Below are 14,959 nucleotides of genomic sequence, written 5' to 3'. Positions count from 1 at the left end.
AAAGTACTCGAAAGAAGCTTCGAAGTAAGGCTCCACCGCGTGGAGTCATTTTGTGGGAGGTAGCTCTTCATGAATGCAGCCACTGTTAGGCATATACTCGATACAATGGAAGCGATGTTTCCTGATGCACATTGCGAATTAAATCACAGCAATGCGTTTGAATTGACTGTAGCCGTCCTGTTGTCTGCCCAGTGCACCGACGAAACGGTAAACAAGGTGACCGCAGACTTGTTCAAAAAGTACACCAGCCCTGCCGATTATCTGGCTGTTCCTCTCGAAGAGCTGGAACAGGATATCCGGCGTATCGGTTTGTACCGAAACAAGGCCAAGCATATTCAGAACATGTGCCGAATTTTAATAGAGCAGTATGGCGGTGATGTACCGCAGGAACATGATCAGCTTGTGACGCTCCCTGGTGTCGGGCGGAAAACTGCAAATGTCGTTGTATCCAATGCATTTGGAGTTCCGGCAATTGCGGTGGATACGCATGTTGAACGTGTATCCAAAAGATTGGCACTGGCAGGTTGGGATGACTCCGTACTTGAAGTCGAAAAAAAACTGATGAAGCGCGTACCCCGGGATGAGTGGACTTTAACTCATCATCGGATTATATTTTTTGGACGCTACCATTGCAAGGCACAAAACCCTGGGTGTCATATTTGTCCATTGCTGGACATATGCAGGGAAGGGAAAAAGCGTATGAAAACGTCCCAAATCAGGAAAGATAAGGAACGTGCCACAACCCCAAAACGAAAAATAAATTAATGAGCAGAAGAGGATGAGTAATCATGAAATGCATTTCCGTGTACACTGACAATTTTGAGGCCTTCTCCGATATTTTCGAACAAATCGTTGAACAGGAAATGGCTGAAAACGAAGAAAAAGAAGTAGAAGGCATCACTGTAAGCCATTCTGGCGATGTGCCTGAACATTATCTGGAGCGTATGTCCACGAAACCAGAAGTGGTTGTCATGAGAGACAAAGGTCGTGACATTACGATTTTGCAGCATGGACAAGTATTTGAAATTTTGCTGCCTTCGATGGAGAACGCTGTTTCTTAAGAGATTTGGAATAATAAGCTATGCTGCTTCTATGTCACAGGATTATCCTCTTGAAGGTGATCCATTGGGCATGGACGCAGCATGCTTATGGAATACAATCGTTTTACAGATAAAACCGACAGGATCGGTTTTATTTTTTTATGTGGAGAATTGCTATGAGATTTTCTTTGTTAGCCATCTTGCATGCAAACCGTTCAATTTCAAACTTGATAATGGTAAAATAAATGAATTATAAGATAAAGACATCGGACCAGATGTCAAATTAGAGGAGCCAGGGGGAAGGCCAGTCATGTCCAGAACAGATTACCCAGTAGAGATGGCCAAACCTCTGCTTCCACTGCGAGAAGCGATGGAGCAGACAGGGGACCATACCGCTGTACAGGCTTTAACGGATTTGATCAGTAAGGCGGAAATGAAACAGTTAACGATTGCGTTTTGTGGACACTTCTCGGCAGGCAAATCGAGTCTAATTAATAGTTTATGTGGCAAGCGGGTTTTGCCTTCGAGTCCTGTACCTACAAGTGCGAATGTTGTATCCATCCGTAACGGTGAGCCAAGAGCACTTATTTATACGTCATCGAACGTAAGCGCTGACAATTCAGCGGGAGTTCTTGAGGTTTCGCCAGAACAATTGGAAGAGTATTGCAAGAATGGTGGGGCATACACCTCCATTGAAGTATGGGATGACATTCCTCTACTGAAAGATGATGCAGTGTTACTTGATACGCCAGGCGTGGACTCGACCGATCAAGGGCATAGTCTAGCAACACATTCAGCACTGCATCTTGCCGATGTGGTGTTCTATGTGATGGATTATAACCATGTGCAATCGGAAAGCAACCTTTCTTTTGCCAAAAGTCTATCCGATTGGGGCAAACCGTTGTTTCTTATCGTAAATCAGATTGATAAACACCGGGATCGGGAGCTTTCGTTCGACCAATATGTTGAAGGTGTAGAAGCTATTTTTGCAGCCTGGGAAGTCCGGTATGATGGTTTGCTGTTTACTTCACTTCGGGACAAGGAGCATCGTTACAACCAGTGGGAGCAGCTTCCTCAACTGATTGAACATATGATGAATGAGAAGGAAGGATTAATCAGGCACAGCCTTGCAAGCTCAGCGAGCCATGTGACTGAGCAGCATCTGACTAGACGTGTGGAAGAACGCGAAGAGGAAGAGACAGCGCTCCTGGAGGAAGTTGGGGGCAAGGAAGGTATTGAACGCCTGGAACGGGAACTGGGTCTCCTGGATCAAAAGGAAGCAGAACTTCGTTCTAAACCGTCGCGTGAACGAGAGAAGTTTCGGGCGGAGCTGGAACCCCTTCTGGCGAATGCGAACCTGACTCCGGCCGATATTCGTACCTCTGCCGCGGCCTATTTGGAGAGCCGTAAACCCGGTTTCCGGGTAGGCTTATTGTTCTCTGGTGGCAAGACCGAGCAGGAGAAACAGCGTCGGGCCGCTGAGCTTGTAAGACTTTTGCAGGATCAGGCCTCAGGACAAGTTGAGGTGCATATCCGTACCATGCTCAGACAGCTGGGTGAAGCCCATCAGCTGTGGGGTGCTGAGTGGGAGCAGGCGCTTAACGTGGAGCTGCCTGCGGTAGATGAAGCACTGCTGGAGATGAAACGGAGCGCCAGCGCAGAGGTATCTCCCGAGTATGTACTTCAATTCAGCAAAGATGTACGGAGCGAGATTGAGGCCCGTTACCGCAGGGCAGCCATGATGCTGGCCGACCGCTTGCTTGAAGCGCTGGGTGCGCAGGGCGAAGCCGCGCTCCAGGCGCTGGACGCCAGCCGCGCCGCGCTGCTGGCGCAATCCGCGTCGGCGGCGCGCTACACGGCGCTACAGCGCGCCGCCGACGCCGAGGCAGCAGGGCTGCGCAGCCTGCTGCCGCCTGCGGGCCCCCTCACCTCCGGGCTGTTGCCGGAGGTGCAGGGCCCTCCCGTGCCCGCGCACGAGCCGGGTGAAGCACCCGGCCCGCACACGGGCACGGCAGAGTCTGTGGCTGCGCAGCCACAGACTCCAGGGGCACCGCCGCCGCGCAAAGCGGCGGTGCACGGGCAGCCGGCGGCTGGCGCACAGCGCCGCCGGCGCCTGGACGCAGCGGCGGCACGGCTGGAAGCCGCCGCTACGCTGGTAGAGCAGTACCCCGCCATGGGGTCGGCGGTACGGGATCTGCGTGCACGCGCGGCTTCGCTTGCGGGCGGCACGTTTACGCTGGCGCTGTTCGGAGCGTTCAGCGCCGGCAAGTCCTCCTTCGCCAACGCGTTGCTGGGCGAAGCCGTGTTACCAGTCTCGCCGCATCCAACGACAGCGGCAATTAACCGGATCATGGCTCCGTCCGGTGGCGCGGAGCATGGAACTGCCCGGGTCCGGATGAAGACCCCGGACGCCTTCCAGGAGGATCTCGCGTATTCCTTCCGTTTGCTTGGACTGGGCGAGCCTGGGGCAGACTGGCAAAAACGGGTCAAAGCCCTTTCACCACAGGATGTGCATCCGGCGGGGCGTCCGCATTACAGCTTTTTGCAAGCAGCCGCTGCAGGCTGGGAGGATACCGCAGATCAGCTTGGCCAGGACGTGCTGGTAGATCTGAACGGATATCGAAACTTTGTTGCCAATGAGAAGAAATCTTGCTTTGTCGACAGTATTGACCTGTACTACAGTTGTGATGTAACAGAACAAGGCATTGTCCTTGTAGATACACCAGGGGCTGACTCCGTGAATGCCCGTCATACGGGTGTCACATTCAATTATATGAAGAATGCGGATGCACTCATTTTCGTAACGTACTACAATCATGCCTTCTCTCAGGGAGACCGACAGTTCCTGAATCAATTGGGACGAGTAAAAGACAGCTCAGCAATGGATCAGATGTTCTTTGTGGTTAATGCGAGTGATTTGTCTTCCTCTGAAGAGGAGTTGGAGCAGGTTCTTGACCATGTGAGCACTCAGCTGCGCAGTAATGGCATTCGGGCACCACGCCTATTTCCTGTATCCAGCATGCTGGCAATGGAAGGCAAGACGGCCAACGACGCGACATTGCTGGAGCAATCCGGCTTCATTCAGTTCGAGCAAGAATTTAACCGGTTTGCAGGAAGTGAGCTTGCGGACCTTGCGGTCGGTGGAGCTTCTGAAGAGATCGCACGGGTGATAAAACGACTGAAGACACGTGCCGAGGATGCGACCCAGGGGGAAGAGGTTCTACAGCGACGTCGGGATGAACTGGGCTCAATCCAGGAACAGTCCCTTCAGAGGGTACATTTGCTCGCGGAACGGTCCATGAAGGCAGAACTGGCTCAGGAAACGGCTGAACTGCTGTTCCATGTGCGGCAGCGCCTGGGTTATCGTTTTGGTCTGTTCACGGCAGAAGCGTTCCATCCATCCGTTCTTCGTGAGGATCGCGGGAATCTGAAAGCAGCCTTCGCTGCCTGTGGTCGCGAACTGCTGCGCATGATTGCCATCGAATTGGAACAGGAACTGCTTGCGACTACACTCAGACTCGAACAGGCTGGTCAGTCTTGGCTGCACAAGCAGGTGACCGAATGTGTAGATGAATTGAAGCGATTATCCGGAGGCATGGATCTGTCGTTGCCACTGAACGAACGCTGGAGTACACCTGTCCTGGAAGAGGTGCGTTTGGAAGAACCTTCGGGTTGGAAAGCGTATCTGAGTTATTTCCGTAATCCGAAACAGTTCTTCGAAGGAGATGGACGACAGCGGCTGCAGGAGGCACTTGACCCTGTTATTAAACAAATGGTGATCGATGTTCTGCCTGCTGCGGAGAATAAGCTGGTTCAATTCTATGACAACCAGCTTGGGCAGTCTTTGCAGCATCACTCCCGTCAATTGGAAGAGAGACTTGAGGAGGCCGTGGCTGCCCTTCACGAGACACTGACCAGTGGAATTCCTGCCGAAGAATGGGAGAGTCTGTCTGTACAACTGGGGCAGATTGAACGTGAATAAAAGGGATTCAAATCCATGTATGTATGGAAACGGTTTTAAAACAAAATGAGATATACAGCGATATTTTGAAATGTTGTCGTTGTACCAAAAAAGGCTCCTGCCTCTAAAGGCATACAGGGAGCCTTTTTTGGTACGAACAACCTGAAAGGAAGAGAATATTCAAACATTTGATTGATAGGAGGGTATCTACCTCCCTTAATGACGCATTAAGGTGAAAGTAGCCTGAATATGGTCGCTTATTCGCTTTGCCGCGAATGGGGGACGGTGATAAACTTCATAAATGTTCATACTGTTTTTGAACGATATAAGAGGAGGAGAGACATGGATGTTCTCAGGCAATTGCAGATCTTTTTCTGGGAGAAGCGCACGTATTTATTTTTATCGATCTTATGCCTCGCCATAGCGACCGCGCTTGGACTGGTGTATCCGAACCTGCTAAGGATACTGATTGATGACGTCATCACTCCGCGCAATTTTGAAGACGTTCCCAAACTTGCTTTAACGGTATTAGGTGTCGTTATTCTGAAAGCGGGAATGCAATTTTTACACGGTCTTTTTGGAGGACGTCTCGGGAACTTCCTGGCGTACCGACTTCGTAACGCTTGTTACGAAAAGCTTCAATTTTTATCCTTCCGGTATTACGACACGGCCAAAACGGGAGACTTGATGTCCCGCCTCACGGGAGATCTCGAAGCGATCCGCAACTTTATCGGATTTGGCTTCGCTCAAATTCTCAACATGGTTCTGATGGTCGTATTCGGCGCAATCATGATGATGACCATGAGTTGGAAGCTTACCTTGCTAACGCTCATATGTATTCCTCTGCTTGCCTTCGTTGCGCTGAGATTCGAATCCCGAATTCACCCTGCATTCCAAGAAATGCGGCTGGCACTCAGCTCTCTGACGACAGCAGTACAGGAGAATATTACAGGTGTGCGTACTGTAAAGTCATTTGCACGTGAGCCTCACGAAGTGGAGAAGTTTTCCGTCCGCAACGAGCGTTACAAAACGAACCAGATTCATGCAGCAACATTATGGAGCCAATATTTTCCGATCATGGAGATTCTAGCTTCTGTCAGCGTAGTTCTTCTGCTCCTCATTGGTGGGAACATGGTTATTCAGAAATCGTTAACACTCGGTCAACTCGTTGCCTTTTTCAGTTTGATCTGGTACATAATCGGTCCAATGTGGAACCTTGGTTTCCATATCAATAACTATACGCAATCCAAAGCATCGGGTGAACGGGTGTTGGAACTTTTGAATACGCCGGTAGATGTACAAGAGACAGAAGATCCGGTCATTGTAGAGGCTGATCAAGTCAAAGGGCATGTGGCCTTTGAGTCCGTTACCTTTGCCTACGGCAATAAAATGCCAGCAGTGACCGATATTAACTTTGATGCGCCACCAGGCTCCGTCATCGGCTTCCTGGGAGGAACAGGCTCGGGTAAATCAACTATTATTCAACTCCTGATGCGTGCATACAACGTGAACTCGGGCACCATCAAGCTGGACGGCAAGAATATCAAGGACATTGGAATTCACAGCCTGCGGAGTCAGATTGCTTCTGTGTTCCAGGAAACGTTCCTGTTCTCTTCCAGCATTCGCAACAACATTTCATATGGACTCAAAAATGTAACCATGGACGAAATTATCCGCGCAGCTAAGCTGGCTAAAGCCCATGAGTTCATCATGGAATTCCCTGAAGGATACGATACGGTCGTAGGGGAGCGGGGAATGGGCTTGTCGGGAGGACAAAAACAGCGGATTGCAATTGCTAGAGCCCTGCTGAAAAACCCGAAAATTCTCGTTCTGGATGATGCAACCAGTGCAGTCGACATGGAGACCGAACATGAAATTCAATCCGGATTCCAGGAAGTCATGCGTGGAAGAACGACGTTTATCATTGCGCATCGGATCTCTTCCCTGCGTCACGCAGATGAGATTCTGGTACTGGATGAAGGACGTGTCGTTCAACGTGGCACACACAAACGTCTCATTGAAGAGCCTGGGCCTTACCGGGACGTATATGAGATTCAATACGCAGATTATATTGCCCGCGGTAAGCGGGAGGCTGGGGAGCAGGTGAATTCATGAGTACCGAAACGGTAGCCGATAGGCGCGAGGTCAAAGAGACCTCTGACAAGAAAATGAATGAACGTTTTGTATATCAGGACGACGAAATAATTGAAAAACCGTTTAACTGGCGTGAGTTCGGACGTTTGTTCTCGTACATGAAACCTTATGCAAGACAACTCTTGCCACTCATTATTCTAATGATGATTTTGGGTACCATTACGAAATTGTCCGTTCCATTTTTGATCAGTTTAGCGATTGATAAGGCGATTGCACCTGCAACGGGGTTGCCAAGCTTGACGATGCTTTATATTATTGCTGGTTCTGTGCTTGTGTTGTACCTGATTCAATGGGCGGCTAATACGTACCGAATCAAATTGACGAACATTATCGGGCAACGGGTCATTTATGATCTTCGCTCGGATCTGTTCAAACATATCCAGAAGCTGTCCTTTAACTTCTTTGACAAAAGACCTGCGGGCTCGGTATTGGTGCGTGTCACCAATGATATCAACTCCCTGCAGGATCTGTTCACCAACGGTGCGGTCAACGTCATGATCGACTGTGTGCAGCTGTTGGGGATTATCGTCATTTTGCTGCTGATCAACTGGAAACTGGGCCTTGCGGTCATTATTACGGTTCCGCTTATGTTTATTATTTCGACTAAACTGCGTGTGCTGATCCGCCGTGCCTGGCAGGATGTACGTATGAAGAACTCACGCATCAACTCCCATTTGAATGAATCCATTCAGGGGATTCGTGTGACTCAGGCCTATACGCAGGAAAAAGAAAACATGAAGTATTTTGACAACATGAATCTGTCGAGCAAAAAATCCTGGGATAGAGCATCGGCCATGAACCAAGGCTTCGGTCCTCTGATTGAAATTACGGGCGGCTTCGGAACGTTAATCCTGTTCTGGTTTGGTGCTTATCTGATTCAAGAGGGGCAGCTGACAATCGGATTGCTCGTAGCTTTTGCCAACTATGTCGGCAACTTCTGGGACCCGATTAACCGTCTGGGACAGATGTATAATCAGTTGCTCGTTGCCATGGCTTCCTCCGAACGGATCTTCGAGTTTATGGATGAGGAGCCAAGTATTGCAGATAAACCTGGAGCCAAGCCGCTTGCTTCTATTAAAGGAGATATTGTATTTGACAATGTGGTGTTTGAATATGAGAAGGGCAGACAGGCGCTGAAGGGAATCAGTTTCGCTGCAGCTGCCGGACAATCGATTGCACTTGTAGGTCATACGGGTTCAGGTAAAAGTACCATTATCAATCTCATCAGCCGCTTCTATGACATCTCTGGCGGACGTCTCACCATTGATGGTCAGGATGTAAGAGATGTAACGGTTGAAAGTCTGCGCAGCCAGATCAGTATTGTGTTGCAGGATACGTTTATCTTCTCTGGCACCATTCGCGATAATATACGTTTTGGACGGCTTGATGCAACCAATGAAGAAGTGGAAGAAGCTGCGAAGGCAGTTAATGCCCATGAATTTATTATGAAGCTGCCGGGTGGATATGATACGGAGGTCGAAGAACGTGGGAATGTATTATCCATGGGGCAACGGCAATTGTTATCCTTTGCCCGTGCCTTGCTGGCTGACCCTCGAATCTTGATTTTGGATGAAGCAACTGCCAGCATCGACACCGAAACGGAGCTCAAAATTCAGGAGGCTTTAAAAGTGCTGCTACAAGGAAGAACTTCCTTTATGGTGGCCCACCGTCTCTCGACGATCCGAAATGCGGATAACATTATCGTGCTGGATCATGGTGAAATCAAGGAAGAAGGAAACCATGAGCAACTTATCCAGAAACAAGGAGTTTATAATGGATTAATAGAAGCTCAATACAGATTTTTGTAAAAATTGATCGAAAAAACACAAAAAATCTTGTAAAATTCACAAGAAAAATAGGGAGCACTCTTGCATTCTTTAACCAAAACCCCGAAAATAGAGAGATAGATATAGAAGATTTCTCTTTGGGAGGATTGGAAAGAACATGTGGGGTGCTCCATTTTCGGCTCAAGCCAAAAAAATGCTGCTATTGGGCAGCGGAGAATTGGGAAAAGAGGTCGTTATTGAGGCCCAGCGACTGGGAGTAGAAACGATCGCTGTTGATCGTTACGAAAACGCACCTGCCATGCAGGTTGCACATCGGTCTTACTGCATCGACATGTTAAATGCCGAAGCTCTGAAACAATTGATCCGAAAGGAACAACCTCATTACATCGTACCTGAGATTGAAGCAATCGCAACAGAAGCTTTGCTAGAGCTAGAGGAAGAAGGATTTTGTGTCGTTCCTACGGCCCGTGCTGCCCGTTTAACGATGGATCGCGAAGGCATCCGCCGTCTGGCAGCCGAACAATTGAACCTTCCGACAGCGGCCTATCTTTTTGCGGACAACCTGGAACAACTTCAGGAAGCTGTTCGTGAATTGGGTACACCATGCGTCATCAAACCACTAATGAGTTCTTCCGGTAAAGGGCAGAGTGTGTGCCGCACATCGGATGACGTAGAGGATTGCTGGGACATTGCTCTTTCGGGAGCACGTGGCAAATCCGTACGTGTCATTGTGGAAAGCTTTGTGAAGTTTGACAGCGAAATTACGCTGCTCACTGTTAGATCTGTCTCAGGGACTGTATTTTGTCCTCCGATCGGTCACATTCAGAAAGATGGGGATTATGTCGAATCGTGGCAGCCTCATGCGATGACACCGGAGCAATGGGAACAAGCTTGTCATATTGCCAAGTCTGTTACGGATGAACTCGGTGGTTATGGACTGTTCGGGGTCGAATTATTCCTGACATCAGATGGAGTCGTGTTCAGCGAGGTATCGCCTCGTCCGCATGATACAGGCATGGTTACTATGGTAACGCAAGATAGTTCCGAGTTTGCGCTGCATGTGCGTGCAATTCTTGGTTTTCCGGTCACAGGTGTACATTTACTGACACCGGGAGCTTCAGCAACGCTGAAGGCTAATGATGAATCATCTGACTTTACTGTAGGCGGGATTGAAGAAGCACTGGCGCTTCCTCGTACTCAGGTTCGTGTATTTGGCAAACCTGAGACCAAAGTGGGACGCCGAATGGCCGTAGCATTAAGTGCCGGCCAAGATGTGGAAGAAGCTCGTAAAACAGCGGTACAAGCCGCTAATATGCTGAAAGTGGAGGTAAATCATGTCCAATAATGTTGAGGCCCCTGTACTGATGATCCGAGAGTGTGAACTGCGAGATGCTGAAGCGGTAACGGGACTGATGCGAGAGGTCAGCTATCCCACAACAGCCAATGTCATGAAAGAGCGCATTGAATGTTTGGAAAGCAATCCAAACGCATGCATGCTTGTTGCCGAAGTGGATGAACAAATTATTGGTGTGATTGGCTTGCAATGTGTGCAAAGTCATGCCTATCCGGAACCTGCCGCTCAAATTACGTCCTTGATAGTAGGGCAAGAACATCGTGGGGGCGGAATTGGCCGTCGTCTTATGGCTCGTGCCGAGGATTGGGGCAGACAGCAAGGTGGGAAACAATTGTTTGTCACCGGAGCGAACCGTGAAGTGACTTCAACAACCTATTCTTTCTACGAGCATATTGGTTTCCAGAAGAGAGGCTATCGTTTCAGTAAAGTCCTTCTATAGAAAAAGAGTTTTATTATATCGCGATCTTCACGTTTCTGGTGTGGTGAATGATAAATAGAAGATAAGTGGCATTCGGCGAGCATTTTTTGTCCGGATGCCATTTTTTTATGCCGTATTTTAAGGTTGATGGTTGGAGTTTTAGTTGATATACCAGCGTTTTAAGAGCAGATTGCAGGATAGGGTGCAATGTACTATAAACCGTCTACACCCATTTGAAACAGGGTGTAAAAATGACAAAAAAGTTACTTTTCCATAATTTATGGGTTCACAATCTACTATTGAATTGATATACTCCTAGAGTATTAATTACAAAGTTGTCATAACTAATTTCTAAGGAGATGAATGAATTTGAAGAAGAAATGGATGAAAACCGTCGTAACCAGCAGTCTGACAGCCCTACTCGCCGTAGGGGTTATGCTCCCTGCTTCCGCTTCTGCTGCAGATGCATCATATAAAACTACAACGTATAAAATTACGAGTGCGGAAAGCTTAAAAGCGTACATTGAACAATGGCTGAAAGATAATGGTTACACTGTATCCAATGGCGAGGGGCAAACAACAGTAGAGAAGCCTGCAAAACAGCCTGAACAAACTACTAAACCTGCTCAACCGACAACACCAGCAAAACCAGTAACACCAGCAAAACCAACTCAAGAAGAGAAACCGGCAACTACACCGAAAGATCCTTCAAATAGTGGAACTGGAACGACTACAGGCAATACGGGCAACAGTGGCAGTGAGAGCACACAATCGGGTTTTGCAGCTCAGGTAGTAAAACTTGTGAACGCTGAACGTGCCAAAGCAGGCCTAAGCGCATTGACTTCCGATGCTCTGTTGGACAAAGTGGCTGTAGCCAAAGTTAAAGATATGAGCAACAACAATTATTTTGATCACCAATCACCGACCTATGGTTCTCCGTTTGACATGATGAAACAATTCGGAGTAACTTACAGCTATGCTGGCGAGAATATCGCAAAAGGGCAAAAAACACCTCAAGAGGTTGTTACAGCCTGGATGAATAGCGAAGGCCACCGTGCGAATATCCTGAGCAAAAACTTTACGAAAATCGGTGTTGGATACTACAACGGATATTGGGCTCAAGAATTTATCGGTAATTAATTAATTTTATTGAAGAATATTCTGATTTTAGTTCAAAAAAAGGTTATGTCATCACAGCTCGAAGCTGTGCGTGACATAGCTTTTTTTTGTAAAAGCGTATTGGACACCGAATTACACTTATATAGCGGCAAAATTTGCAAATTAACGACAGAACATTTATGTTATTTAGAAAAAGCGTCATCTTAATGTAAAATCATTATAAATTTTAGGTACCCGGCCAGGTGTACATGAGCGGAGATGTGATGAATGAAAAAAAGAAATCTTGATTCAGCGCCATGGATCTGGAGAACCATTAGCACAGTATCCATGTTGACAACATTGCTGCTGTTATTTGGGTTTGGATACGCCATTAAAGATGTCATTTTTCCTGAGGGAGATGCCCAATTAGGTACAGGACAACAGACAACGACACCTGCCAAGGATAGCGGGCAATCAACGCCTGCGGTGAAAGATGGCAAAATTCGAATGGCTGTGATCGGTGATTCCCTGGCAAGAGGTACGGGGGATGATGAAGGGCTTGGTTTTGTAAGACGGGCTGGTAATTTGCTCAAGGATCAGGGATATGATGTGCAGGTGCTGAACAATATGGGTGTGAATGGTTTGAGAACAGATGCATTGTTTAGCAAACTAGATGAACAGGGTGTACGTTATGTTTTACAACAATCCAACTTTATTCTGTTGTCGGTCGGAGCCAATGATCTATTCCAGAGTGGGCAAGTTTTTCAGGGAGAAGACGCACCAACGGCAGAGTCACTAGCTGCGGCATTACCGGAGACGTCGAAGCGTTTGCAGGAGATTTTGAAGAAGGTGAAAGAAATTAACCCTGATGCACAGATTGCCTACATAGGGCTATACAATCCGTTTGGAGATGTGAAGGAACTCAAAGAGCCGGGAAATGCGGTTGTAGCTGCATGGAACGATGCTGCAATGAAGGTTCTGAACAACGAGGACAAGATGACACTCGTGCCTACATTTGATCTGTTTGAAAATCATCTGGGACAGTATCTGTCGTCCGATCATTTTCATCCCAATGGAGAAGGCTACGAGCAAATTGCGGTTCGGATTGCACAGGAATATCAGGCAGAGACTCCAGCAGAAGGGAGCGGAAAATAAATGGCACAAGAACAGACTGATTCCGTATTGTCCGTGCAGCATCTGAAAAAAAGGATTGGACGCAAGTGGATCATTAAGGATGTCACTTTTGACGTCAAACCAGGCGAAATTTTTGGTTTTCTGGGACCCAATGGTGCCGGGAAGACAACAACCATTCGGATGTTAGTCGATCTGATTAAACCAACAGAAGGTAAAATTCAAGTCTGTGGTTATGATGTCAATCGTGATCCTGAACGGGCCCTGAAATACGTGGGTTCCATTGTTGAAAATCCGGAAGTGTACACGTATTTGACAGGATGGGAGAATCTTGAGCATTTTGCCCGGATGCAGCCCGGCGTGGATAATGACCGTATTCAGGAAGTTGTGGATATTGTACGCCTTGATCAGCGGATTCATGATAAAGTAAGAACCTACTCTCTGGGGATGCGTCAACGGCTTGGCATTGCACAGGCATTGCTTGGACGCCCGCGGCTGCTGATTCTGGATGAGCCAACGAACGGACTTGATCCCAAAGGGATTAAGGAACTTCGTGTCTTTATCAAACAGCTTGCAAGTGAAGGCATGGCTGTATTCGTTAGCAGTCATTTGCTCAGTGAGATTCAGCTTCTCTGTGACAGGGTCGCAATTATCAGTGCAGGGCGCGTGCTGGCAGTTGGCGGTGTCAATGAACTGATCGAAGACCATTCTAAATTGGCGATATGGCATGTTACTCCGCTGGAAGAAGGTAAAAAAATGCTGCTGGATGCAGGTGTTTCCCTGGTGGACCGGCCTGCTGATGTTATGGATGATACCATCGTTGCAGGGCTTGGTCCCAATGCTGTCGTTGCTGAAATGCATGAAGATCGGATTCCGGCTCTGGTGCAGCAAATGGTGCAAGCCGGCATCCAAGTTGAAGGTGTGCAACGGATTCAGCCTACGCTGGAACAGCTATTCTTAAAAATGACAGAAGGTGAATCCATTGAGTAACATCATGCCGCTGATCCGAAACGAAACGATCAAGATGGTAAAGAAAAAACGTCTTTATATTATTTTTATCGTACTCGCGGTCCTGGTTCCGATGTTTACGTATGCCCAGATGAAATCTGCGGAAAATAATCGTGATAAGTTTGGCGGCGACTGGCGGCTTGAGCTGCAGCAAGCCATTACGGATAATCAGAACTCGCTTGGCAGTGACCGGGTACCTGAAGAATACAAAAAGTATAGGACTGTGTACATCCAGCAAATGCAATACTATCTGGAGAATGACATCAATCCGAAGGAGCCTGGCGGTGTAACTTTTACGCGGGAATTCATGAATAACGCCGTTGGATTGTTTATACCACTGCTCATTATGGCGATTGCTTCGGATCTGGTATCAGGTGAGCGCACCACAGGTACGATTAAAATGCTTCTGACCCGTCCGGTCAAACGTTGGAAAGTGTTGCTGAGTAAGCTCATTACGTTGATTATGTTCGTGTCGATTATTGTGGTGTCGGCGTACATTATCTGTTATGTCATCTCGGGAGCGGTGTTCGGATATAAAGGTTTCGGCATGCCGATCTTTACCGGGTTCAAGGTTGTGGGTACAGATGTCGATATGTCAGCAGTCCATGCTGTGGACCAGTGGCTGTATATGCTGATGCAGGCAGGGCTGATCTGGTTCGTCAGTATAATTGTGGCGATGCTTGCCTTCATGGTCTCTGTATTAGTGCGGAGTACAGCAGCAAGTATTGTCATCATGATGGCAGCACTCATAGCAGGAACTATTCTCACTAGTATGGCCGCATCCTGGCAGTCAGCCAAATATTTGTTCATGGTTAACCTCGAACTTCCGAATTATTTGTCTGGCGGATTGCCACCAATCGAAGGGATGAATTTAGGTTTTTCCCTTATTGTGCTTAGTGTTTGGGGCATTGCTTCACTCTTTGTGTCATTCATTGTCTTTACGAAACGGGATATCTTGAATTAAAATGGACAAGGATAAGAAAACATCTGTTTGCATTTCAGGCATTT

The 14,959-nt window shown here is 47.8% G+C and carries 11 protein-coding genes; all 11 read left to right on the top strand.

Annotated elements, in window-relative coordinates; translation table 11 throughout:
• Positions 1–69 precede the first annotated feature (69 nt).
• The 11 genes from nth to ACFVQB_RS15840 all read left to right on the top strand — a co-directional run bounded on the left by nth (position 70) and on the right by ACFVQB_RS15840 (position 14,915).
• Positions 70–765, top strand: a complete 696-nt coding sequence (gene nth, locus ACFVQB_RS15890) for an endonuclease III (protein ID WP_379440883.1) — start codon at positions 70–72, stop codon at positions 763–765.
• A 23-nt stretch (positions 766–788) separates the two neighbouring features.
• A complete protein-coding gene (locus ACFVQB_RS15885; RefSeq protein ID WP_024630585.1) occupies positions 789–1,061 on the top strand; it encodes a hypothetical protein in 273 nt (90 codons plus the stop codon).
• A 289-nt stretch (positions 1,062–1,350) separates the two neighbouring features.
• Entirely contained in the window at positions 1,351–5,022 is a 3,672-nt protein-coding gene (locus tag ACFVQB_RS15880) for a dynamin family protein (protein WP_379440880.1), read from the top strand.
• Between the two features lie 321 nt (positions 5,023–5,343).
• Positions 5,344–7,116, top strand: coding sequence for an ABC transporter ATP-binding protein (locus tag ACFVQB_RS15875; protein ID WP_379440877.1), 1,773 nt, complete (start codon positions 5,344–5,346; stop codon positions 7,114–7,116).
• Entirely contained in the window at positions 7,113–8,963 is a 1,851-nt protein-coding gene (locus tag ACFVQB_RS15870; protein WP_379440874.1) for an ABC transporter ATP-binding protein, read from the top strand. Before ACFVQB_RS15875 ends, ACFVQB_RS15870 begins: the two co-directional genes overlap by 4 nt.
• Positions 8,964–9,099: 136 nt before the next feature.
• Complete coding sequence (gene purT, locus ACFVQB_RS15865) at positions 9,100–10,287, top strand: formate-dependent phosphoribosylglycinamide formyltransferase (RefSeq protein WP_379440871.1); 1,188 nt, start codon at positions 9,100–9,102, stop codon at positions 10,285–10,287.
• Complete coding sequence (locus tag ACFVQB_RS15860; protein WP_062328403.1) at positions 10,277–10,735, top strand: GNAT family N-acetyltransferase; 459 nt, start codon at positions 10,277–10,279, stop codon at positions 10,733–10,735. The genes purT and ACFVQB_RS15860 overlap by 11 nt, the downstream gene beginning before the upstream one ends.
• 348 nt (positions 10,736–11,083) lie before the next feature.
• Entirely contained in the window at positions 11,084–11,854 is a 771-nt protein-coding gene (locus ACFVQB_RS15855) for a CAP domain-containing protein (RefSeq protein WP_379440855.1), read from the top strand.
• A 246-nt stretch (positions 11,855–12,100) separates the two neighbouring features.
• On the top strand, positions 12,101–12,967 hold the full coding sequence (locus ACFVQB_RS15850; RefSeq protein ID WP_379440852.1) for a GDSL-type esterase/lipase family protein: 867 nt from the start codon (positions 12,101–12,103) through the stop codon (positions 12,965–12,967).
• Positions 12,968–13,933 carry an ABC transporter ATP-binding protein gene (locus ACFVQB_RS15845; protein WP_379440849.1) on the top strand — a complete coding sequence of 322 codons (966 nt, stop codon included), beginning with the start codon at positions 12,968–12,970 and terminating at the stop codon, positions 13,931–13,933.
• Entirely contained in the window at positions 13,926–14,915 is a 990-nt protein-coding gene (locus ACFVQB_RS15840) for an ABC transporter permease (RefSeq protein WP_024630575.1), read from the top strand. Before ACFVQB_RS15845 ends, ACFVQB_RS15840 begins: the two co-directional genes overlap by 8 nt.
• The last annotated feature ends 44 nt before the right edge of the window (positions 14,916–14,959 follow it).

It is taken from the genome of Paenibacillus sp. NPDC057886, assembly GCF_042796655.1.
Lineage (GTDB): Bacteria > Bacillota > Bacilli > Paenibacillales > Paenibacillaceae > Paenibacillus.
Note: the sequence above shows the minus strand (reverse complement) of the source record. Positions and strands in the feature narration are given on the sequence as shown.

Excerpts from the sequence above, each read along its gene's own strand:
- ACFVQB_RS15870 (WP_379440874.1), top strand. The coding sequence starts at position 7,113 with ATGAGTACCGAAACGGTAGCCGATAGGCGCGAGGTCAAAGAGACCTCT.
- ACFVQB_RS15850 (WP_379440852.1), top strand. The coding sequence starts at position 12,101 with ATGAAAAAAAGAAATCTTGATTCAGCGCCATGGATCTGGAGAACCATT.
- ACFVQB_RS15880 (WP_379440880.1), top strand. The coding sequence starts at position 1,351 with ATGTCCAGAACAGATTACCCAGTAGAGATGGCCAAACCTCTGCTTCCA.
- ACFVQB_RS15860 (WP_062328403.1), top strand. The coding sequence starts at position 10,277 with ATGTCCAATAATGTTGAGGCCCCTGTACTGATGATCCGAGAGTGTGAA.
- ACFVQB_RS15875 (WP_379440877.1), top strand. The coding sequence starts at position 5,344 with ATGGATGTTCTCAGGCAATTGCAGATCTTTTTCTGGGAGAAGCGCACG.
- ACFVQB_RS15885 (WP_024630585.1), top strand. The coding sequence starts at position 789 with ATGAAATGCATTTCCGTGTACACTGACAATTTTGAGGCCTTCTCCGAT.
- nth (WP_379440883.1), top strand. The coding sequence starts at position 70 with ATGAATGCAGCCACTGTTAGGCATATACTCGATACAATGGAAGCGATG.
- ACFVQB_RS15845 (WP_379440849.1), top strand. The coding sequence starts at position 12,968 with ATGGCACAAGAACAGACTGATTCCGTATTGTCCGTGCAGCATCTGAAA.
- purT (WP_379440871.1), top strand. The coding sequence starts at position 9,100 with ATGTGGGGTGCTCCATTTTCGGCTCAAGCCAAAAAAATGCTGCTATTG.